Annotated in this window: 24 protein-coding genes and 1 pseudogene; 8 read left to right on the forward strand and 17 right to left on the reverse strand. The window is 49.3% G+C overall.

The window, feature by feature from the left end:
• Positions 1-41 precede the first annotated feature (41 nt).
• Positions 42-314 carry a hypothetical protein gene (locus QZ367_RS05660; protein ID WP_291938443.1) on the forward strand — a complete coding sequence of 91 codons (273 nt, stop codon included), beginning with the start codon at positions 42-44 and terminating at the stop codon, positions 312-314.
• Positions 307-474: a hypothetical protein gene (locus QZ367_RS05665; RefSeq protein WP_291938445.1), complete on the forward strand. Its 168-nt coding sequence runs from the start codon at positions 307-309 to the stop codon at positions 472-474. The genes QZ367_RS05660 and QZ367_RS05665 overlap by 8 nt, the downstream gene beginning before the upstream one ends.
• A 317-nt stretch (positions 475-791) precedes the next feature.
• Here QZ367_RS05665 and QZ367_RS05670 read toward each other — a convergent pair whose 3' ends face one another.
• From QZ367_RS05670 to gltX, 7 genes are all read right to left on the reverse strand, one after another.
• The gene (locus tag QZ367_RS05670) at positions 792-1,523 is read right to left on the reverse strand and encodes a DUF4197 domain-containing protein (protein ID WP_291938446.1); all 732 of its coding nucleotides are present in this window, start codon (positions 1,521-1,523) and stop codon (positions 792-794) included.
• A gap of 473 nt (positions 1,524-1,996) precedes the next feature.
• Entirely contained in the window at positions 1,997-3,355 is a 1,359-nt protein-coding gene (gene gdhA / locus QZ367_RS05675) for an NADP-specific glutamate dehydrogenase (protein ID WP_291938448.1), read from the reverse strand.
• Positions 3,352-4,044 (reverse strand): MqnA/MqnD/SBP family protein, encoded by a 693-nt coding sequence (locus QZ367_RS05680; protein ID WP_291938450.1) that lies wholly within the window; start codon positions 4,042-4,044, stop codon positions 3,352-3,354. The genes gdhA and QZ367_RS05680 overlap by 4 nt, the downstream gene beginning before the upstream one ends.
• Before the next feature lie 79 nt (positions 4,045-4,123).
• Positions 4,124-4,495 carry a hypothetical protein gene (locus tag QZ367_RS05685; RefSeq protein ID WP_291938452.1) on the reverse strand — a complete coding sequence of 124 codons (372 nt, stop codon included), beginning with the start codon at positions 4,493-4,495 and terminating at the stop codon, positions 4,124-4,126.
• Entirely contained in the window at positions 4,488-5,936 is a 1,449-nt protein-coding gene (locus QZ367_RS05690) for a nicotinate phosphoribosyltransferase (protein WP_291938454.1), read from the reverse strand. Before QZ367_RS05690 ends, QZ367_RS05685 begins: the two co-directional genes overlap by 8 nt.
• 44 nt (positions 5,937-5,980) lie before the next feature.
• Positions 5,981-7,237: a malic enzyme-like NAD(P)-binding protein gene (locus QZ367_RS05695; RefSeq protein ID WP_291938456.1), complete on the reverse strand. Its 1,257-nt coding sequence runs from the start codon at positions 7,235-7,237 to the stop codon at positions 5,981-5,983.
• 1 nt (position 7,238) lies between these two features.
• Entirely contained in the window at positions 7,239-8,618 is a 1,380-nt protein-coding gene (gene gltX, locus QZ367_RS05700; RefSeq protein WP_291938458.1) for a glutamate--tRNA ligase, read from the reverse strand.
• A gap of 84 nt (positions 8,619-8,702) precedes the next feature.
• On the opposite strand from gltX, the gene QZ367_RS05705 reads away from it, so the two are divergent.
• The 6 genes and pseudogenes from QZ367_RS05705 (at position 8,703) to QZ367_RS05730 (ending at position 11,457) form a co-directional block, all read left to right on the forward strand.
• Positions 8,703-9,593: a peptidylprolyl isomerase gene (locus tag QZ367_RS05705; RefSeq protein WP_291938460.1), complete on the forward strand. Its 891-nt coding sequence runs from the start codon at positions 8,703-8,705 to the stop codon at positions 9,591-9,593.
• A 73-nt stretch (positions 9,594-9,666) separates the two neighbouring features.
• A pseudogene (locus QZ367_RS05710) lies at positions 9,667-9,759 on the forward strand (phospholipase A); the annotation flags it as partial.
• A 222-nt stretch (positions 9,760-9,981) separates the two neighbouring features.
• Positions 9,982-10,659, forward strand: a complete 678-nt coding sequence (locus tag QZ367_RS05715) for a hypothetical protein (RefSeq protein ID WP_291938462.1) — start codon at positions 9,982-9,984, stop codon at positions 10,657-10,659.
• A 5-nt stretch (positions 10,660-10,664) separates the two neighbouring features.
• Positions 10,665-10,850 carry a hypothetical protein gene (locus tag QZ367_RS05720; protein ID WP_291938464.1) on the forward strand — a complete coding sequence of 62 codons (186 nt, stop codon included), beginning with the start codon at positions 10,665-10,667 and terminating at the stop codon, positions 10,848-10,850.
• A gap of 19 nt (positions 10,851-10,869) precedes the next feature.
• Positions 10,870-11,169, forward strand: a complete 300-nt coding sequence (locus QZ367_RS05725; RefSeq protein ID WP_291938466.1) for a hypothetical protein — start codon at positions 10,870-10,872, stop codon at positions 11,167-11,169.
• A 24-nt stretch (positions 11,170-11,193) separates the two neighbouring features.
• Positions 11,194-11,457 carry a hypothetical protein gene (locus tag QZ367_RS05730; protein ID WP_291938468.1) on the forward strand — a complete coding sequence of 88 codons (264 nt, stop codon included), beginning with the start codon at positions 11,194-11,196 and terminating at the stop codon, positions 11,455-11,457.
• 117 nt (positions 11,458-11,574) lie between these two features.
• Here the strand turns inward: QZ367_RS05730 and QZ367_RS05735 are convergent, their stop codons facing one another.
• From QZ367_RS05735 to fabZ, 10 genes are all read right to left on the reverse strand, one after another.
• The gene (locus QZ367_RS05735) at positions 11,575-13,089 is read right to left on the reverse strand and encodes a disulfide bond formation protein B (RefSeq protein ID WP_291938469.1); all 1,515 of its coding nucleotides are present in this window, start codon (positions 13,087-13,089) and stop codon (positions 11,575-11,577) included.
• A 10-nt stretch (positions 13,090-13,099) separates the two neighbouring features.
• Positions 13,100-13,267 carry a dihydroneopterin aldolase gene (locus tag QZ367_RS05740; RefSeq protein ID WP_291938471.1) on the reverse strand — a complete coding sequence of 56 codons (168 nt, stop codon included), beginning with the start codon at positions 13,265-13,267 and terminating at the stop codon, positions 13,100-13,102.
• A 430-nt stretch (positions 13,268-13,697) separates the two neighbouring features.
• Positions 13,698-13,829 carry a hypothetical protein gene (locus QZ367_RS05745; protein WP_291938473.1) on the reverse strand — a complete coding sequence of 44 codons (132 nt, stop codon included), beginning with the start codon at positions 13,827-13,829 and terminating at the stop codon, positions 13,698-13,700.
• A 256-nt stretch (positions 13,830-14,085) separates the two neighbouring features.
• Positions 14,086-14,265, reverse strand: coding sequence for a hypothetical protein (locus QZ367_RS05750; protein WP_291938475.1), 180 nt, complete (start codon positions 14,263-14,265; stop codon positions 14,086-14,088).
• A 365-nt stretch (positions 14,266-14,630) separates the two neighbouring features.
• On the reverse strand, positions 14,631-17,894 hold the full coding sequence (carB, locus tag QZ367_RS05755; RefSeq protein WP_291938477.1) for a carbamoyl-phosphate synthase large subunit: 3,264 nt from the start codon (positions 17,892-17,894) through the stop codon (positions 14,631-14,633).
• Complete coding sequence (gene mreC / locus QZ367_RS05760) at positions 17,894-18,643, reverse strand: rod shape-determining protein MreC (RefSeq protein WP_291938479.1); 750 nt, start codon at positions 18,641-18,643, stop codon at positions 17,894-17,896. The genes carB and mreC overlap by 1 nt, the downstream gene beginning before the upstream one ends.
• Positions 18,636-19,670: a rod shape-determining protein gene (locus QZ367_RS05765; protein WP_005869818.1), complete on the reverse strand. Its 1,035-nt coding sequence runs from the start codon at positions 19,668-19,670 to the stop codon at positions 18,636-18,638. The genes mreC and QZ367_RS05765 overlap by 8 nt, the downstream gene beginning before the upstream one ends.
• Positions 19,671-19,679: 9 nt before the next feature.
• Positions 19,680-20,918, reverse strand: a complete 1,239-nt coding sequence (clpX, locus tag QZ367_RS05770) for an ATP-dependent protease ATP-binding subunit ClpX (RefSeq protein WP_291938483.1) — start codon at positions 20,916-20,918, stop codon at positions 19,680-19,682.
• Entirely contained in the window at positions 20,918-21,706 is a 789-nt protein-coding gene (lpxA, locus tag QZ367_RS05775; protein WP_291938485.1) for an acyl-ACP--UDP-N-acetylglucosamine O-acyltransferase, read from the reverse strand. Before lpxA ends, clpX begins: the two co-directional genes overlap by 1 nt.
• Positions 21,706-22,155, reverse strand: a complete 450-nt coding sequence (fabZ, locus tag QZ367_RS05780) for a 3-hydroxyacyl-ACP dehydratase FabZ (RefSeq protein WP_291938488.1) — start codon at positions 22,153-22,155, stop codon at positions 21,706-21,708. The genes lpxA and fabZ overlap by 1 nt, the downstream gene beginning before the upstream one ends.
• Positions 22,156-22,185: the final 30 nt, after the last annotated feature.

Consider the following 22,185-nt stretch of genomic DNA (forward strand, 5'->3'; position numbering starts at 1 on the left):
TTATCAATATATACGGGCAAGAATACACACAAGGAGAAAATATGGTTAAAGTATTAAAATTTATAATTTGCACTGTAGTAGTTTTGTTATTATTTATAATTTATGAAAGTACTTTGTGTGCAAAGTGCGATTATACGTTTTTTGTAGAGGAGAGGCTTATGGGTAGATTATTGATAGCAATCGATACAAATGATATAAATTTAGTAAGATATGTTGCCGTCCAGGGCAGAGTTTGCAAGAAAGCCGATGTCCATAATAGAGCGCTTAAAGAATTAAGAAAAATGGAATCGGAAAATAACAGAACTAATGAGTAAACCGGTTTTTGCGGAACATAAAAAGAGATATGAAAGAAGCGAAATTTACAAGACGACTTTCTTGCTTTATCTTTACGCGCTTATCTGTTACCGCTACTATCCCGATACTCCGCCGTTTTTTAAAATTTCAGACGTAGCGCTAATTTATGCGCGCATTTAAATACTGCATGGAATTCTAAAACTCCGCGTGAAATTTTAAAATTTCAAATCCTTTACGTCTTGCTAAATTTCTAAATTTTACAGTTTCAAATTTCGCAAACTAAATTCCGCATAAGATTATCGTATAAAGCCAGCTTGCCGCGAGCACGCCACAAACGAACCTCTAAATTCCGTCGCGCGCCCGCTTTGGCGCAAGCAGCTAGCTGTCTTGCACGAGCGGGCAACTTCGCGCGCAGGCTTTAAGCTACTCAAACTAGCGGCGCAAAGTAATTTAAGTAGCTATACGGCGAAATTTACGCCAAAGCCTCGCCGCGAGCTTTATTGAAGCACCTTGCCTAAAATCCCTGCGCCTTTGCCGACGGCGCTGCCGCGAAGCGCGCTTTCTTTTTCCCTCATCACCGCAAATAGCCCATCCAGCGTCTTTTGCGTGATGTAATCATTCAAGTCCTCGCCCTGCTTAGGCAGATATTCGCTCGCACCCAGCCCGCGCGCGATGTTTTGCACCGCCTCATTGCCCGCGATCTTATTTTGCGCGAAGGAATTTAGCCCGTTATACGCCGTCGCAAAGCTGTTTTTGCTCATCATGTCGCTTACGATCGGTCTAAAAACCGCCCGCAGCTTCGCGCCCGATTTGCTCTGCAAATACTCGCTAAGCGCCGTGTCGCCGCCGCCGATGAGCTTTTTAACGTCGGCATCGCTCATCGATTTCAGATCTTGCAAAAATATCTTGCTCGCGCCGCTCACCGCCTTGGTAGCGGCATCGTTCATACTCACGACGAGCTCGCGCTCCCATTTATCACCGCCTACCTTTCTCGCAAGCTTCGCAGCAGCCTTCAGCGAAGGAGGAAGCTCGATTTTAGCGGTCTTGCTGTGGATGTAGCCTTTGGCGAGCTCGGCTACGGCGCGGTTCGTGGCGGAAGCGAGCAGCTCTTTGTAGTTTCCGCTCTGAGTCGCACCGAGCACGTCCGCGCCCTGCTTTAAAATATCCGTCACGTCCGCATGCGCAAGCGACAGCGCCGCAGCGGCGAGCAAAATCATAAATTTTTTCATATTGCAACCTTTGGATAAAATTTGCGCCATTATGCCAAACTGCGGTAAACGCTCAGCCTGCGCTCGGTTTAAATTTACGCGCTGTGCGGGCGAGCTGAGATAAAATTTAGGCTAAATTTTAAAGCGGCTTCGAGTTAAATTTTAAACGTCAAATTTCAAAGCTAAATTTAACGGGCAAAATTTAAAGATAAAATTTGGCGGCGGCGGACTTTGCGCGCTTGCGGTTAAATTTAAAAGCGACGCTATGACGAGCTAAAATTTTAAAACCGCATTGCGCCTGAGTGCCATTTAAAATTTACGCAGCGCACACGATGCCAGCGTAAGGCACATAAGGTGAATTATAGCGATGAGCTGTATATCCTCAGCACAAACGATTAAAATTTTATCAAAGCAGCCAAAAAGCTCGCCGTAAATTTAAAGAGTTTAAATTTAAAAGCGAGCTGCCGCTTTTGACAAAATAAAGCGAGTTAAGCTTAAACCAGACCTTGATCCAGCATCGCATCGGCTACGCGGCGAAAGCCCGCGATGTTTGAGCCCAACACGAGGTTGCCCTCCGCGCCGAATTCCTTCGAGGTCTCGTAGCTGGTGCGAAATATGTGGCGCATAATCTCGCGCAGCTTACTATCGACCTCCTCGAAGCTCCACGACGCCATCTGCGCGTTTTGCGCCATCTCAAGCCCGCTCGTAGCCACGCCGCCCGCATTCGCCGCTTTCGCAGGGCCGAAAAGAAAGTCTTTTTGCGCGAGCATAAAATCGATCGCCTCAAGCGTGCTTGGCATATTCGCGCCCTCGCAAACCATGCGACATCCGTTGACATAGAGAGTCTTTACGTCTTGCAGATTAAGCTCATTTTGCGTAGCGCTCGGAAACGCCGCGTCGCACGGTACGCTCCACACGCCGTTGCGGCCTGCGGGATAGGCGCTTACGGGGATAAATTTTGCGTTAGGACGCTCCTTGATATATTCGCAAAGCCCCACGCGCAGCTGCTCTTTTAGCTTTTTAAGAAGCGCCACGTCGATTCCCTCGGCATCATAGATAAAGCCCGTAGAATCGCTTACGGTGACGGGTTTGGCCTGCATTTGATATAGCTTTTCGGCTGTGTAGATCGCGACGTTGCCGGCGCCTGAAATTGTGCAAATTTTGCCGTGCAGCGAATCGCCTCTGGTAGCGAGCATCTCGTTTGCAAAATAGACCGATCCGTAGCCCGTAGCCTCGGTGCGCGCAAGGCTGCCGCCCCAGCTTAGCCCCTTGCCCGTAAGCGCGCCGTCGAATCTGCGGGTGAGCTTTTTATACGCGCCGTACATATAGCCGATCTCGCGACCGCCCACGCCGATGTCGCCTGCGGGCACGTCGGTATTGGAGCTGATTAGGCGGTGAAGTTCAAGCATAAAAGCTTGACAAAATCTCATAATCTCGCCGTCGCTCTTGCCCTTGGGATCGAAATTTGCACCGCCTTTTGCGCCGCCGATATTAAGACCCGTGAGGGAATTTTTAAAAATTTGCTCAAACCCTAAAAATTTTAAAACGCCCAAATTTACGCTCGGATGAAAGCGCAGGCCGCCTTTGTAAGGACCCAGAGCGGAGTTAAACTCTATGCGGTATCCCGTATGCACGCAGGGCTCGCCGCCGTCGCTCATATAGACGACGCGAAACATCATCGTGCGCTCGGGCGCCAAAATACGCTCTAAAATTTTATTTTTCACGTATCGCTCATCGCGCTTTAGAAGCGGTATGAGCGAGTATAAAATCTCGGTCGATGCCTGGATAAAGACCTCCTGACCGGGATTGGCACGCTTTAAATTTAGCAGCAAGCCGTCGATGTAAGACTTCATAGTTCCTCCTTTTGAACCGGATTAAATTTTAATTTTTTGGCTTTGGCGATAAATTTTTTCAGCGCCAGCTCCTCGCGGACGCCGATTTTATAGCTTATAAATTTCAGATAATTTAAAATTTCGCGCTCTTTTATGCCGCGCGAAAGGGCGTAGCTTTGCAGGATATATCTTGGAATTTTAATGCGCGAACATAAAAATTTCGTCGCCAGGCGTGAGTAGACTTTTTCGTTTTTCACGCAGCACAGCCGCCCGAAAACAAAGGGTAAGCCCGTGCGCTGCTGCCAAATTTCGCCCAGATCGTAAAATTTATCCCCGCCCTGCGAAAGCAGCGCCTTTAGAGCATTATCGCCTATCAATACCTCGCCGCTAAGATCCAGCACGCGAGCTAGCATATTTGAGCTCATCGACGCGGGATCGAGCCTGGGCGCCGAGTTTTTGCGCACGAGCACGCTTAGTACCTCACGCTTTGCGACGATTCCAAGAGGCAGCTTACGGTATTTTGCGCGGCGGCTTTCGATGCTTGAGATCACCGCGGCATCTATACGCCTATAATAAAGATCGGCGCAGAGTTTGCTCGGCACCCCTTTTTTAAATTCTATAGATTTTTTAACATAAGACGGCAGCGGAAGGGATTTTAAAAATACGTGAAAAGGGAGCAAATTTAGATAATCGATTTTGCCTAATAACATAACTTTCTCCGAATTTAGCGCAGGAAAAGAGGGCTAAATTCCGGCGCTAAATCGGAATTTAACCAAAAAATTTCAGAATTTATTTGACCTCGGTAATCGGGATGGATTTGTATTTGCTAAACTCCACTATGCCCTCACCTTTTTTGAAGTGGATACTCACTCCGTCCTTGTTCTCCATATAGATGCCGTCGGCGGCGCGGTCGCGCTTGAGGTCGTAGCTTTTGCCGCTATCGTCCTTTAACACGGCGGTATTGAAATCGTCGTTTGAGCTAAGCGAAAGCTTTTTGCCCTTATCATCGACGAAATAGAAGGTCTTTGCGTTCTCTTGAGTTATGGTTTTTTCGCTCTGTGCTTGCTTATTCATAGCGCTATCCGGGGATTGGCGGAGCTGGTTTGAGCCGCATCCTAGCAAAATTAACGCCAAAGCGGCGCACGATAGAACTTTAAACATATTTCTCCTTTAAATTTAGGTTACACTCGTTGATGAGTGATTTTCGGATATCCCAAAGCTTTTGAGAGAGATCCACTTTATAGCTTTGCGGATGGACGTTGCGAAGGTGCTCGAGCCAAAATTTACTCTTCTGCTCTTTGCTAAAACGCGCGATCTCGCTTACCGTGCGGCGCACGCCTACGAATTTGCCCTCCTTAAAAACGGGACGTAAGAGCTTATGCGCGCTGAAATTCGTTAAAATTTTACGCTTGTAGGTATAAAGCGGATGGAAAATTTCAAGCGGCGCGCTCTCGTCTATGTTCTCTCCATCAAGCGTGATCAGATCGGCAAGCGCCATGCCGTTATCTTTGTCGTAGAGTCTAAAGACCTGCTTGTAGCCCGGGTTGTTGATCTTGCGCGGATCGTTTGAAATTTTGATCTTAGCTATGATCTCGCCATCTTTTTCGATACCGCTTAGCTTATACACACCGCCGAGGCTCGAACTGTCTCCGCCCGTAATAAGCCTCGTGCCGATCCCCCAGCTATCGATTTTAGCCTCAAAAAGTTTGAGTTGATCGATCGCGTATTCGTCTAGATCATTCGACGCAGTGATCTTTGCGTCATCAAAGCCCGCCGCATCGAGCATCTTACGCGCCTGTTTGGTTAGATACTCCAGATCGCCCGAATCTATGCGAATCCCAAGCGGCTTATGACCGCTTGCGCGCAGCTCCTCAAAAACCTTGATCGCATTCGGCACGCCGCTTGCGAGAGTATCGTAGGTATCGACGAGCAAAAGCGTGCTGTTAGGATAAATTTTAGCGTAGGCGCGGAATGCCTCCAGCTCGCTATCAAAGCTCTGAATCCAAGAGTGCGAGTGGGTGCCGATCGCAGGGACGTCAAATTTTTTTGCGGCGAGCACGTTTGACGTGGCGCTGCAACCGCCTATAATCGCAGCCTTTGCGCCGTAGATGCCCGCACTTCGCCCCTGAGCACGGCGCAAGCCAAACTCCATCACCGAATCATTTTTGGCGCTAAAGTTTATACGCGAGCTTTTCGTAGCGATGAGAGTTTGGAAATTTATAGTATTTAGGATCGCGGTCTCGATGAGCTGTGCTTCCATGATATTTGCTTTGACGCGGATAAGCGGCTCGTGCGGAAATACGATCTGCCCCTCGTCCATAGCGTAAATTTCGCCGCTAAATTTAAAGCCTCTTAGAAATTCCAAAAATTTCGGCTTAAAGAAATTTAAACTTTTTAGATACGCGATGTCGTCCTCGCTAAATTTTAAGTTTTCGATATAATCCACGACCTCGTTTAAGCCGCAAAATATCGCGTAACCGCCGCCGCTTGGGTTTTTGCGATAAAAAACGTCAAAAACCGCCGTCTGATCGGGCTTTGTAAAAAAATAGCCCTGCATCATACTAAGCTGATAAAAATCGGTAAGTAAAGCCAAATCTTTCATTTACGCCTCTTAAATTTAATCTCGCCTCGCGCAGGAGCAAGAAATCATAGCTTTTTGGCTTCTAAGCTTTTTTTATAAGCCGCAGCGTCGAAGTCTTTGACGCGAGCGACGCCGTCATCTACCGCAGCTTTTGCGACCGCCGTCGAGATCACGGCAAATACGCGCGGATCGAAAGGATTTGGGATCACGTAGTCTTTGCCGAATTTTAAGTTATCCTTGCCCAGCATCTTGCGGATTTCTTCAGGAACCTCTTCGCGAGCAAGATCTGCCATCGCGCGAGCGGCAGCAATTTTCATATTTTCGGTAATCTTTTTGGCTCTTACGTCAAGCGCGCCACGGAAGATATACGGAAAGCCCAAAACGTTATTGATCTGATTTGCAAAGTCGCTTCTACCTGTGCCTACGATCGCGTCGTTTCGTACTTCCTCGACCTCGCTTGGATAAATTTCGGGTACCGGATTTGCAAGCGCAAAAATGATTGGATGCGGCGCCATAGTCTTTACCATCTCTTTAGTTAAAACGCCCGGCTTGCTAAGACCCAAAAACATATCCGCGCCCTTCATCGCGTCCTCTAGCGTACGATCTGCAGTGTCTAGGGCAAATTCTTTCTTCTGCTCGGTAAGATCGGTGCGGCCCTTATGGATCACCCCTTTGGAATCGAGCATTATGATATGTTTGGCGCCTAAATTACGATACATCTTTGCGCACGCTATGCCTGCAGCGCCCGAGCCGCTGACTACGATCTTCATATCCTCGATTTTTTTGCCGCTGATAAGGGCTGCGTTGATTAGCCCTGCGCCCGTAATCATCGCGGTGCCGTGCTGATCGTCGTGCATGACGGGAATATCGACGGCTTTTTGCAGCTCGCGCTCTATCTCGAAGCATTCGGGAGCTTTGATATCCTCTAAATTTATACCGCCGAACGTAGGCGCAAGCGCTTTGCAAATTTCAATTATCTTTTTAGGATCTTTTTCGTCGATCTCGATATCGAAGGCATCAACGCCGCCGAATTTTTTAAACAAAACCGCCTTGCCTTCCATTACGGGCTTTCCGGCGATCGCGCCGATATCTCCGAGACCCAAAACCGCCGTGCCATTAGTGATAACAGCTACGAGATTGGCCTTATTCGTGTATTTAAACGCAGCCTCGTGATCACCTTCGATCACCTTGCAAGGCTCCGCGACGCCCGGCGTGTATGCAAGCGCCAAATCCTCCGCAGTAGCGCACGGGGTTTTTACATTCGTTCCGATTTTACCGCCTATGTGGTACTTCAAAGCCGCTTCAACGTTTACTTTAGCCATTTTATAATCCTTTTTTGATTAAATTTGAAATTCTCGTTTTAACTTCGTCGCTTCCTAAAATTTCACAAATTTCAAAAATCGACGGACTAACGCTTCCCCCCGTGATCGCAACGCGTAGCGGCTGAGCCAGGTCTTTTAGCTTGGCGCCGTTTGCGTCCAAAAATTTCATCGTCTCCTCCTCGCACTCCTTTGCGTTTAAATTTGCGCTTAGAGTATCCGCAAATTTTGCGAGTAAGCTTAGCGAACTTTCGGTTACAAATTTCTTATACGCCTTCTCGTCGTAGCAGCTCGGGCGATTTAGAAGAATTTTAATGCCCTCAGCCATCTCCACTAGCGTCTTTGCGCGCTGTTTGTACTGCTGCGCGATGAGATGTTTTTTTGCATGCGAACGGATATCGACGCCGAATTCTACAAGCTGCGCGGCAAGCTCATCGTCGTTTGAGTTTTTAATATAATGCGCGTTTAGCCACTCAAGCTTGGTTTGGTTGAAAGTACTGGAGCTCTTGCTGATATGGTTGGGATCAAAGTAGCGCTTCATCTTCTCCATGCTAAAAATTTCATCATCCCCGTGGCTCCAGCCCAGGCGCACTAAAAAATTTAGCAGAGCCTGCGGCAGATAGCCCATGCGCTTATACTCCATCACGTCGGTAGCGCCGTGGCGTTTACTTAGCTTGCTGCCGTCGGCGCCGTTGATCATCGCGACGTGGTAAAATTTCGGGATTTTAAAGCCTAGCGCATTATACAGCACGATCTGCTTTGGGGTGTTGCTTAGATGATCGTCGCCGCGGATCACGTCCGTGACGCCCATCAGCGCGTCGTCGATCACGACCGTAAAGTTATACGTAGGCGTACCGTCGGAGCGCGCGATGATGAAATCGTCCAAAATATCGGCGGCGTTAAATTTTATCTCGCCCTTGATGCCGTCACTAAATTCTATCGTACCGCTAAGCGGGGCTTTTATACGCACTACGGGCTCGATCCCTGCAGGTGGCGTACCGGTAAAATCGCGATAGCGGTTATCGTAGCGCGGGCGCTCTTTGCGAGCTTCCTGCTGCGCGCGCAGCTCATCCAGCTCATCCTTGCTCATATAGCACTTGTATGCCTTGCCCTCATCTAGCAGCTTTTGTACATATTGTTTATAAAGATCAAAGCGTGAGCTTTGATACACGATCTGCCCGTCATAGTCTAGATTGCACCACTTAAAGGCTTCCTCGATCGCCTTAGCAGCCTCCTGCGAATTGCGCTTCAGATCAGTGTCCTCGATGCGCAGCAGGAATTTGCCGCCGTTTGCTCTAGCGTAAAGATAACTAAAAAGCGCCGTTCTAAGTCCGCCGATATGTAAATATCCCGTAGGACTCGGCGCAAAACGAGTTACTATCATAAAATTCCTTTGCAAAAATTACCATTTAATGTTATAATCGCGATCTTGTAATTATAAAGCAAAAAGACTAAATAAAGGTTAAAAATGATAAAGAAACTGCTTTTTTCCGCAATGATCTGTGCTGTTTGTGCAAATGCTGAAGTAGTAAACGGCGTCATCGCCGTGGTAGATAATGAGCCCATCACCGGCTACGAACTAGCCAAAGTTCAGAAGCTAACGGGTGCTTCGCCGCAAGCCGCGATGGAAATTTTAATCGGGCAAAAGCTGCAACAATCCGAGATTAAACGCCGCGGCATTGCGGTAAATGACGCGGAGATCGACGCGAGACTCAAAGCGATCGCCGATCAAAATAAGCTTAGCTTAGACCAGCTCAAAACCGCTGTGCAAAAGCAAGGTATAAACTACGATGACTTTAAAGCAAATGTCCGCCGCACACTGCTTGAAGAAAAGCTCTATGGCTCGATATTCGCAGACATACAGCACCGCACGACCCCCGAAAATGTTAAAAAATTTTACAGCCAAAATAGTTCATTATTTACGACTTTCGACAGCATCACGCTCACCCGCTATATCGCAAAATCGCAAGCTCCGCTCGATAAGATCCGCGCAAATCCGAAGCTCCGCCCAAGCGACGTGTATGTGATGAAGGGAACCCTCAAGGCCAATCAAATGGATGAGGGGCTCAAATATATCGTCACGAACGTCGAGCAGGGCAAATTTTCGCCGATAATCCCTACGCGCAACGGCTACGAAATGTTTTACGTAAACGACAAAAAGGGGCTTCGTACGCTTGATTTTGACAGTGTGCAAGATAGGGCGATCGAAGGCTACGTGACCTCCGAGCGCAAAAAGGCGATCACTGAGTTCAACGACAGGCTCCGCTCAAACGCTAATATCCGCATTATCGAGCGCCCGCAGGCAAAAGCGCAAGGCGCAAAAACCGCTCCAAAAGTCAAAGTGCAAAAAAGGCAGTAAATTTTAAAATCCGCCGCCGTGCATTAAATTTTATAGAATTTAACGCCGATAGCGCAAGAGCGGCGTTTACGGCTACGTGAAGTACTTCACGGGATACGGCGAGAGCCTCATCGACTATGACCGCCACACCGATAAAGTCGGCATCGACTTTGCGATTTTAAAGTAAAAAGTCCTCGCACTCAGACGGCGCCGACAAGGTAAAAATTGCTACAAACGGCCAAGAGCGATAAGCCAAATTTGTCCGAACAAACAAGCGCGGCAAATTCAACGAGCGGGCAATACGTATAGCAAAGTGCGAGAGTAAATTTTAAAAATTACAAACGCGGCACGATCTATAAATTTACGTAAGGTCGCCGCCGCAACGCAAGCGCAAAACTTAAGGAGATAGATGAAAAATTTATTAAGGTTTTTTATCGTTTTGACCTGCGCGACCTCGCTACAAGCGGGTGGCAACTACGCGCCTAGGCAGCAAAACGACGAGCAAATCGCAACCTATGAGATATTTTTTAAATACGACCTACGCAACGGCGAAAAAGACGAAAACGGCAAAATACGCAACAGACTCTACATCATCGAGCTAGACGCGAGCGGCGCGCAGCTAAATCGCTACGTCATCGACGAGGCAAACGAGAAGTACAAACGCAAGATCCCCGATGATCCCTCTACGAAACTAAAAATCTCGCTCGTCGTCCGCAAAAACGAGCGCTGGGTGCTACTTGAAGTGTACTCAAAAGAGCACCGAAACGCGCCTGCGTTCACGGCCGAGAGATGTCTGTGGAGCGGACTAGAAAAGGAGCTACTGGAGGATTTTGACGCGGGCGAAGCGCTAAAACTTTACCGAAAAACCAAACGCTTCGACGCAAATTTAGGCTTTTTTACCGAAAATAACATAGCCGAATACCGCAAAGACGGCAAACCGTCGTATAAGGAATTTGTTAGCGTCCGAATGGGCAAAAAAGAAACGACTTTTGAAAAATATGACGATAGCGGACGCCTAAATAGCCGCACATACCAGCTAGGCGCGACCCGCTGCTTTTTGAGTTTTTTTACCCAAACGGTAAGCTAAAAAGCGTGATAGACCAGCGCCTATCAGCCAGCAAACCGCTAAACGAAGCGGTTAAAATACAAAAGGAATTTAACGAAAAGGGCGAGCTCGTAAAAGAGGTCGTAACCGATGCAAAAGCGGGCGTGGCGACTACGAAATTTTACGGCGAAAACGGCGAAATCATAAAAGCCGAAACAAAAAATCTCAGATAAACCAGATGCGGAAAAAGATGTGTTTTTAAAGCTAGATCAAATTGCTCGCGAGCTAGACGAGATCTATCTGCCTCTGGAGCAAGAGGGCATAACGGGCATGAGACTGTCGCTACAATGCGACTCTGGCGCGTGCGTACAGGCGATAGAAAAAGCGCAAGAAACTCTCGGCGTCAAATTTCCGCCTGCGTTTTCGCAACTAGTTTGTAAATTTGACTTCGGCGAATTTGAAGTTTGCAACGTACGCTTTGGCGTCGGAGGCGACTACGCTAGCGAACTAGTGCGGCTAAACGGCACCGACGAATACGGCGGCAAATGGTAGTCAGGCGCGGCGCGTCCTGCAAATTTGATAGTTTTTGCCGTGGGCGATCCGTGGATTTTTTTGCTTGATTGCGCGGACGGTTCGATTTATGCGTGGCTGCTTGGAGACGAAGAGCTTTGCGGCAGGCGCGTCGCGAGCGATTTTGAGAGATTTTTTAGAGCGCTTGCTAGTATCGATATCGCGCGACTAAGCAAAAACGCCGTGCCTTGCGCAGAAGAAATCGCCAAATTCGTCCAGGCTGACGACGATAAGGCGCTTGAGTTTTGGCGAGAAACGGCGGAAATTTGATAAATTTAACGCCTAACGCTAGGATTTTTGCGCTACAAATTTAAGCGCGGACACCGAACGGCGACAGAGCGATCCATAGTAAAAATCGCTCCGAAACGCCTAACTTTACAACCAAATTTAGTTTAGCCGATAAAGCGTATTTTTGCCGTCCTGATAGGATAAAATATACATCGCGCCGTCTTTGAAAAAGATGCTTCTGGCGTTGCTTATCTCGCTCGGATAGGAGAGAGTTTTGACGATCTGCTCGCTCTTTGGATCGATGATCGCGATGACGTTGTGGTTTTTGCTAAGCGCGTAGAGCAAGCCGTCGTGATAGCTCATCGACGTGACGTAGAGATCGCCCAGGCTCTTGTCCTGCTTAAGCGCGGCTTTTGGGCTAAATTCGCCCGAAAGCGTGCGATCGCTCAGCAAAATTTTAGAGATGACGAAGTTTTTCGCATCCTTGTTGTTCGGCACGGTGGCTAGGTAGCAGTACGTCCCGTCGGTAGCGATGCTTGCGACGTGGTGAAATTTCGCCCTGACCGTATCGATCCTGCTGCGTCCGAGCCCTTTACCCTGCCCTTCAAATTTATCGTTACCGCGCACGAAATCGGCGTATTGAAGCGCTTCGTCCGCGCCGCCGTTTTTCGCAAATCTCAAAAGAGTCTTGTTAGAGCCCATGAGCATGTATTTATCGCCCATAAACGGGACCACGCCGATGATCGGATCGATCGTCGCCGAAAAATACGGATCGATCTCAAAATCGCTCGTAACTTTAAAATTTTCGTCCATAAAAAACACTTCCCACTTCGAGCTCGCGACGAATTCGCCGTTTATGAAATCAAGCGAGTTGATAGGCTTGGCAAAGCTTATATCGTTCTTTGAGGCGATACTTAGATTTTCATCCACCGCCAAAGGAGCGTTGCTCGGATCATTGTCAAATTTCACGCCCAGCTTCTCGCTAGCGGGCGCAAAGGCATAATCCGGCGCCTCGACCTCTCTTTTGCCGCGAAATGAGATGTTTTTCCAGTGATTTTTATAGCCGCTATCGTCCCAGATGATATATTTTGGATCAAGCGTGAAGCGCACCGGATCGCCCTGCCCGTAATACGGCGGAAGGCCCGTGCTGACGAAAGCTTGAAAGAGGTTCGAAGCGATTATGAGCGTGCAGACGATGAAAGCCGCGGAGGTAAGCTTGCCGAACCTTCTGATCGTCTCGCCCTCCATCTCCTCTTCAAGCGCGCTAAACTTAGGCGCGAAAAAGAATATCGCCCCGAGCATCACTACGACCGCCCAGAACACTATCTCCGCCCAAAAATAAGTATGGATACCGAAAACCGCCAAACCAAAGCCCTGATCTAAATCCCTGTGCGCGTGTATGCCGTAGTGCGCAAAGGACTGCCATAGTCCAAATCCCGCCATCAAAAGCAGCATGGCTAGGTATCTGGCCTTTAGCCCGTATCTGACGATAAAAAGAGCCGTGACGCCGATAAAGATCATGCCCTCGCGCTGCCCCCAGCACAGCGTGCACGGGCTGTCCTTGAGCACGTAGCCGAAAAAGAGATTGGCTATCCCGACCGGCAAAAGGATGATCAAAAATCCCGCCAAGCACATCAATGCGTAGAAAAATTTTGCCTTTTTGATTTCGTTCATACCGCGCCCCTTATAGATTTATCGTCGTTAGCAGGGCGCCTGATTTGTGCCCTATGTATAAATACGCCATAAATAGCCACGAGACTACGACTAAACCGAAAGCGAGCTTTTCTTTTTGCGGTTTTGCTATGATAATAATCATAGCTATCAGGACCAACAAAAGCTGCAAAAATTCCATCTTTTCTCCTTGTTTTGATTTGTTTTGGAACGACAATTTTATCCAACCAAAACTTAAATTTAATCATTGTGTTTTATGCGGCGCGCAAAGACGGCGCAACGATAAATAAAGCGGCAGCGGTAGTGAAGCGGATAGCGCGGTTCACAGCGAAATTACGATAGCGGCATTAGCTAAGGGGGGGGCAACAAGAAAGCTGTATGGCGAGCAGACGAGCGGCGCGACAGCAAAAGGCAGCGCGACGACAAGAAGGACGGTGGGGCGGGCGCACAGACGATACGATAGTGAGAATAAGCGGCGCGGCAGCAAAAGCGCAGCAACGAATGAAGCGGCGCATGGTAGCAAAAGGCGGTGCGGCGATAAAAGCAGTGCGGCGGCGAACAAAGCGGCGCAGCGCTATAAATTTTATCATCCGCATAAGTTGCACTCGCATTTAGTAGCGCAAATCAAATTTTAAGCTTAAATTCTTAATGATCCTGCTTAGCTTGCTTGCGTTTTTTACGCCCTCATATCTGCCCTCGCAATATTTGCGCGCGCTAAGCTTCGCATCGTTTTCGGCGTCCACGTCCGCGCCGTTTGAAAGTAAAATTCTAAAAATATTTTCATTTTTGCAAAAGCATGCGCGCCGTATCGGCGCGAAGCCCTCTGCTCGCTAAATTTACCCCTGCGCCGCGATCTAGCGCTATCGCTACGGCATCATCCGCGGCGATAGCGAGATTTAAAAGCGTCTCGCCGCTAGCGTCTTTTTGATCGGGCGAAGCGATTTCGGCGCTAAATTTGCCGCTTTTTTGAAGCTTTTCGTAAACTCGCTTGGGCAGATTTTAGCAGTCCGTATCCCGTAGCTGCACCAAATAAGCGCCGAATTCAAAGCCTTCGAATTTCGGCTCATACGCGTCGCTTCGTGAAATTTGAAGAATTTTATACTCGCTTGGGTACAGCACCTGCCCGCAGCGCTGCCGGTAGGCCTCGTAGCGAAAATATATCGCCCAAATCCCCGTCACGACGCCCGTTATCTCGCACTCTTGCGACCGCGCGCCTCGTATGAGTAGTCGGCGTCTTTAAATACGAAGTGATCCTGCACGTTAAATTTGCTCGCGTCCCATTTGATCGCATCTCCGATCTTAAAAGGATCGCCGCAGCACCGCCGGCCGTCGTAATAAATTTTTAAATCCGCCGATGTCTCCTTTCGCGCAAACGGACCGCAGCGAACTTGCGCTCAACCGCTAACTGCGAGAGCGCAAGTAAAATTTAATCCGCAGAGACGCTTTTTATGCGCCAAATTTTCGCAGCCGCAAATTTAAATCTAAAAGCGGATTAAAATTTTAAAATTTTATCGCGGCACGGTGCCGGCGGAAGCCTGTTCGCGCTACTTGCCGCTTAGATACTCCTGCAGCGTTTTAACTTCAAGCGCGGAGTCGTCCTTTATCGAGCAGATCGAGCGCGTAGCGGCGATCGCCGCCTTCATCGTCGTAAAATACGGCAGCCTAAAGCGCAGCACGCTCTGGCGGATCTTCGCGGCGTCGGTAGAGTTTGATTTGCTGTCGCTGGTATTGATTACGAGCGAAATTTCGCCATTTTTGAGCTTGTCCTCGATATTTGGGCGACCCTCGCTGATTTTATAGACAAACTCGCACTCCACGCCGTTTTCGCCTAATAGCTTGTGAGTGCCGCTCGTAGCGGCGATACTAAAGCCCGCGCCCGTAAGTGCGCGTGCAAGCTCCACGGCTCGCAGCTTGTCGTGATCGGCTAGCGATAAAAATACCTTGCCGCCGCTTGGAAGTGCGTTGCTAGCGCCGATTTGCGATTTAGCAAAGCTTTTGGCGAAATTTTCGCCGATACCCATCACCTCGCCGGTGCTTTTCATCTCAGGCCCCAAAATCAAATCCGCGCCCGCAAGCTTGTTGAAAGGAAAGACGCTTTCTTTGACGCAGATATGATTTTTAATGCGCGGTTTTAAAATTCCCTTCTCTTCGGCCAGCACGCCGAACTCGTCGTAAAATTTCAAAGCCTCGCGCAGACCCCCTTGCCACATTACGCGGGTAGCGACCTTAGCCATCGGAATTCCCGTCGCCTTGCTCACAAACGGCACGGTGCGGCTCGCGCGCGGATTTACCTCGATGATGTAAAGCTCGTTTTCAAAAATCGCGAATTGAATATTCATAAGCCCCACGACGCCGAGATTTAGCGCAATCTCTTTGGTTTGACGACTTACCAGATCGATCATCTCCGCGCTTAGGCTAAGCGGCGGCAGGATACTCGCGCTATCGCCGCTGTGGATGCCCGCCTCTTCGATATGCTCCATTATCGCGCCGATATACACGTCGCGTCCGTCGCAGATCGCATCGACATCAAGCTCGGTCGCGTCAAGTAAAAATTTATCTATAAGCACCGGTGAATGATCGCTCACGCGCATCGCCTCGCTCATATACTGCCTAAGCTCAGCTTCGCTATGTACGCGCCGCATCGCACGACCGCCTAGCACGTAGCTAGGGCGAACGAGCACCGGATAGCCGATCGCAGCGGCCTTTTCGATCGCTTCGGCTTCACTTATAGCGGTATCGTTTTTAGGCTGCTTAACGCCGATACTTGCGATAAACTCGCTAAATTTCTTGCGATCTTCCGCTACGTCTATCGTGCGTGCACTCGTACCGATAATCTTGGCTCCTACGGTGCTTAGGCGTTTGGCGAGCTTTAGCGGCGTTTGACCTCCGAAATGCACGATCACGCCGTCGGGGTTCTCGGCCTCGATGACCGCTCTAACGTGCTCGAAATCGATCGGCTCGAAGTACAAAATATCGCTCGTGTCGTAGTCGGTGCTGACGGTTTCGGGGTTGCAGTTATACATTATCGTGGTGATCCCCATATCGCGCAGGGCGTAGCTGGCGTGCACGCAGCAGTAGTCAAACTCGATGCCTTGGCCTATGCGATTCGGACCGCCGCCGATGATGAGGACCTTTTTATTATCTTTTGAAATTTTACGGCTTGCGATGGCAGGCGTTATGTTGGTACTGGAGTATAGATAGGGCGTAAGCGCCGCAAACTCGCCTGCACAGGTATCTACTTCGTTGTATTCAAGGCCTATGCCCTGCCTGGCGCAGGCAAAATGGATGTCGTTTTGCGTAAGGCCCAGATTGTCCTTTTTGTTGATCAAATTTGCGATCATCTTATCGCTAAAGCCCCAGCTCTTGGCCTGTCTCAAAAGCGCCGCATCGTTGATGATCTCCATATCGATGCGCTCTTCAAATTTTACGATCTGCTCGATCTGGCTCAAAAACCAGCGGTCGATCTTACTAAGCTCGTAAATTTCATCCACGCTCATGCCCGCTCTAAAGCCCTGAGCGATATATAAAGCTCTATCTTGTTGCGCATTGCGAAGCCCGAAAATAAGATCCTTTTCGCTTAAATTTAACTCCACGAAGCCGAAGTAGCCCTTCTCCAGCGAGCACAGCGCCTTTTGAATGCTCTCTTTAAAGCTGCGCCCGATCGCCATCACCTCGCCGATACTTTTCATCGCAGTACCTAGATACGGGTTTGCGCCGGGGAATTTTTCAAACGCAAAGCGCGGAATTTTAGTCACGATATAATCGATCACCGGCTCAAAGCTCGCAGGCGTACCGGTGATGTCGTTTTTGATCTCATCCAGACTAAAGCCCACCGCCAGCATCGTAGCGACCTTGGCGATCGGATAGCCCGTGGCTTTGGATGCAAGAGCCGAGCTGCGGCTTACGCGCGGGTTCATCTCGATGACGATCATCCGCCCCGTTTGCGGATTTACTGCAAACTGCACGTTACTGCCGCCCGTATCCACGCCGATCTCGCGTAAAATTTTAAAACTCGCGTCGCGCATCGCCTGGTATTCTTTATCGGTAAGCGTCAGAGCGGGCGCAACCGTGATACTGTCGCCCGTATGCACCCCCATCGGGTCGAAATTTTCGATCGAGCAGACGATGATGCAGTTATCCTTATGGTCGCGGATCACCTCCATTTCGAACTCTTTCCATCCAAGCAGGCTCTCTTCGATCAAAATTTCATTTATCGGGCTTACATCTAGCCCATTTTGCGCGACCTCTTTAAACTCGTCGATATTGTACGCCACGCCGCTGCCCGCGCCGCCTAGGGTGTAGCTAGCGCGGATAATGAGCGGAAAGCCGATCTCATTTGCAGCAGCCATCGCCTCTTCGATATTGTAGGCGTATTTAGATTTAGGCAGATCCATTCCGATATTAATCATCGCCTCTTTAAATTTTACTCTATCCTCGCCCTTTTTTATCGCTTCAGGCTTGGCGCCTAGAAATTTTACCCCCCCTAGCTCGCCGCTTTCGTAAGCCTCCATCGCGACGTTTAGCGCGACCTGTCCGCCCATCGTAGGCAGGATCGCATCGACGCTCTCACGCTTTATGATACGCAAAATGCTCTCTTTGGTGATCGGCTCGATATAGGTGGCGTCGGCAAAATCGGGATCGGTCATAATGGTAGCGGGGTTGGAGTTTATTAGCACTACGCGGTATCCGAGGCTCTTTAGCGTCTTGGCAGCCTGCGTGCCGCTGTAATCGAACTCGCACGCCTGGCCGATTACGATCGGACCGCTACCGATCAGCAAAATCGTCTTAATATCATCTCTTTTGGGCATCAATTTTCCTTTGTAACGACATACAAAAACGCCGGCATCTCGGAGCTCACGTAGGGCTCTACGACGGCGCTTTTGTATAGCTTCCCGTTTTGAATTTCTTTAACCTTTCCTACCGGCACGCCGGCAAAAAAAATCCCGTCCTTGCCGCTGGTAAGCACCTCATCACCTACCTTGGGATCGAGCCATTGCGGGATGTATCTGACTACGAGCTCGTTATTTTCGCCGCCTGCGACGCCAGGAATTTGAGTATCTCCTATGAAAACGGAGAAATTACTCTTCTCGTCGCGCTGTAAGATCGCAAGCGGGCGCCCGTCTTTATTTACTAAAATTCCTGCGGTTTTACCCTCGCTGATGAGGCCGTAAATTTTGTTTGGGTTAAAATTTTCAAAATTTACGAAGAATTTGTTGTAGTCGTTTAGATTCGCGTAGCTCAACGCCTTTACGAGCTGGACTTTGGGCTCATAAATAGAGCTATTTTTATCGATCAAAATTTTATTCAGCTCGCCCGCGAACGTGCTAAGCAGCATCGCCGATTTTTTTAGCTCGGCGTTTTCTTCTCGTAGAGCTTTGATCGTCTCTGCCTGGTTAAAATGCTCGTTCACAGCGCTTTTTACCCGATCGCTCACGCCGTAATACACCTCTAAAATTCCTCCTGCAAATCCGATAAATTTGCCGTGGATATACGAGCCGAACGTTAACGAAATGGCTACCAGCAAAACCGCGACGAGGAGGAGTTTGAGATTAGTCATTTGCCGCTTGTTTTAGCGATTTGATCTCTTCTAGGGCTTTTCCCGTGCCGTTTGCGACGCATAGCAGCGGCTCGTCCGCGACGAAAACCGGAAGCTTTACGGTGTCGCTTAGATATTTATCTAATCCGCGAATGAGCGCACCGCCGCCCGTTAGCACGACGCCGTTTTCAACGATGTCGGCGGCGACTTCTGGCTGAATGCTCTCAAGCACAAATTTCAGCGCGTCTGCAATCTCTCTGATCGAGTCTTTAATCGCCTCTCTAACGTCCTCGCTCGTAAGATCGACCGAGCTTAAAAGCCCGCTGATCTGGTCTTTTCCTTTGACCGTGTAGGTAAGATCTTTTTGCTGCTGCACCGCCGTGCCGATCTTGATCTTAATCTCCTCGGCCGCTCGCTCCGAAATAAGCAGGCTATATTTTTCCTTGACGTAATTAACGATACTTGCGTCGATCTTATCGCCCGCGACGCGAACGGATTTGGCGCTGATGATGCCGCCTAGCGAGATGACGCCGATCTCGGTGGTACCGCCGCCAATATCCACGACCAGCGAGCCGCGCGCTTCATTTACGGGAAGGCCCGCTCCGATCGCCGCAGCCATCGGCTCTTCGATTAGATAAACCTCGCGCGCACCCGCTATCATTGCACTTTCACGCACGGCTTTACGCTCGACCTGAGTTAGCCCGTAAGGAACCGAGATGATGATGCGCGGACTTACGAAAAAGCGGCGCTTGTGGGTCTTTTCGATGAAATACCTAATCATCTTCTCCGTCATATCAAAATCCGCGATAACGCCGTCCTTCATCGGGCGCACCGCTTCAATATCGCCCGGAGTGCGTCCGAGCATCTCTTTAGCCTCGGCACCCACGGCGATGATCCTTTGCTTGCCGTAGCGTTCGTTTTGTACCGCGACGACACTCGGTTCGTTGATGATGATGCCTTTATCTTTTAATAGCACGAGCGTGTTTGCCGTGCCTAGATCGATGCCCATATCCCTAGAAAATAATCCTAGAATCGAATCAAGTAACATTTATCCCCTTTATGCAGTTAAATTTTGTTTTACAAGTATAGGCTTAGAAACGCCATCTACGACCTCTTTGGAGATGATGACGTCATAGCCCTTAAGCTCAGGCAGATCAAACATTATATCGACCATGATCTCCTCGATTATGCTGCGAAGTCCGCGCGCACCGGTTTTGCGCTTGATCGCAAGGCTCGCGACCTCTCTTAGCGCGTCGTCGTCAAATTTTAAATTTGCGCCGTCTATCGCAAAGAGCTTTTGATATTGCTTTAAGATCGCATTCTTCGGCTCGGTTAAAATTCTAACCATCGCCTTTTCGTCGATCTCATTTAGCGTAGCCACTACGTGCAAACGCCCGATGAGCTCGGGAATTATGCCGTAATGCACCAAATCGTCGGCCTCGACCATGTTTAGCAAATTTAAGCTCTCTTTCTTGCTGCGCTTGATTTGATTAAACCCGAGTACATTCTGCCCGATGCGGCGGTTGATGATCTCGTTTAGCCCGTCGAACGCGCCGCCGCAGACGAACAAAATATTTGTCGTATCGATCTGGATGAAGTCCTGATTTGGGTGCTTGCGGCCGCCCTTCGGCGGGATATTTACGACGCTTCCTTCGATGATCTTAAGCAGCGCTTGCTGTACACCTTCGCCGCTTACGTCGCGCGTGATACTGCGGTTTTCGCTCATTCGCGCGATCTTATCGATCTCATCTACGAATACGATACCGCGCTGCGCCTTCTCTACGTCGCCGTCCGCAGCCTGTAAAAGGCGGGTTAAGATATTTTCTACGTCCTCGCCGACGTAGCCCGCTTCCGTTAGGCTCGTAGCGTCGCTAATGGCGATCGGCACGTCCAAAAATTTCGCCAAGGTCTGCGCCATAAGCGTCTTGCCGCTGCCGGTAGGCCCGATAAGCAAGATATTTGATTTTGAAATTTCGGTATCGTCGCCTTTCGCGTCGGTCTGCCTGAAAATTCTTTTATAGTGGTTGTAAACGCCGACGCTAAAAATTTTCTTAGCGCGCTCCTGACCGATGACGTAGCGATTTAGCACTTCCATCAGCGCCTTTGGCTTGATAGCTTCGAAATCGATCTCTTTATTTTGATTTTGTACCGCCTCATTTTGACCCTCGCTGCCGTGGATAGCGGCGTATGCCATATCGATACAATAGCTGCAGATAGCCGCCGTACCGTCGTCGTTAGGATAGATACGACGTCCGTCCGCGCCCGTCTCACCGCAAAAACTGCACTTATTTGCCATTAAATTTTACCTTTATCTAGCGGAATTCCGCGTTTTGTGTTAATTATAAACTCGCACATCTTGCGAACGTTTTGATCACTCGTTTCGTTTAATAAAATTTGCGCCTGCTCCTTTAAGCCCCTGCCCTGGTTGAATAAAAATTTATACGCCCGATTTATCGTCTCGACCGTCTCTTTATCGAAGCGGCGGCGGATGCCCGTTAAATTTAACCCGCGGATATATGCGCGATTACCCTCGGCTAGGCAAAACGGCACCACGTCCTGACTAAGCGCGCTAGCGCCTGCGATCATGCAGCTCTCGCCTATTTGGACGAACTGATGCACCGGGGTAAGCCCGCCGATAACGGCATAATCACCCATTACAACGTGACCTGCGAGCGTGGCGTTATTGGCTAAGATTATGTTGCTGCCCAGCACACAATCGTGAGCGATATGGCAATACGCCATCATAAAGAGATTATCGCCGATGCGCGTAAATCCGTCGCCCTTATGCGAGCCCGAGCTGATCGTGCAAAACTCGTGAATCGTAGCGTTTTTGCCGATGATTAGCCCCGTGCGCTCGCCATCTTCAAAGCTCATATCCTGCGGAATTTCGCCCACGATCGCGTATGAAAAAATTTTAGAGTTCTCGCCGATTTGAGTATCGCCGATGATACGCGCGCCCTGTTTGATCGTGCAGCCGTCTGCGATTTTAGCCTGCGCGCTTACGAAAGCATACGGCTCGATCGTTACTTCGGCTCCGATCTGCGCGCCATCCTCGATGATCGCCGTGTGGTGAACTTTAGCCATCATTTATCCATTATCATCGCTTGAAGTTCCGCCTGCGCGGCCAATGTGGCGCCGTCGTTGATGTAGGCTTCGCCCTTTAGCACCCATATACGTCCGCGGTGTTTGATTACGCTGATGCGATACTCAAGCTTGTCGCCGGGGCGAACCGGGCTTCTAAATTTAGCGTTATCGATGCTCATAAAATACACGACCTTGTCGCTTAGATCGACGCCGTCTTTCTCCATACTCTTAAACGCCAGCACGCCGCCTGCTTGCGCTAAGCCCTCGATGATCATGACGCCCGGATAGATCGGATGCCCCGGAAAGTGACCCTGAAAGATCTGCTCGTTGTAGGTTACGTTTTTATAGGCCTTGATGCTTTCGCCTATGCTGAGCTCTTCGACGCGATCTATCAGCAAAAACGGAAAACGATGAGGTAGGATGGAGAGGATTTCGTTTATATCTATCATTGATCTGCCTTTTTTAGAAATTTTAGAATC

The organism is Campylobacter sp. (genome assembly GCF_019423325.1).
In the GTDB taxonomy this organism is placed as follows: Bacteria; Campylobacterota; Campylobacteria; order Campylobacterales; family Campylobacteraceae; genus Campylobacter_B.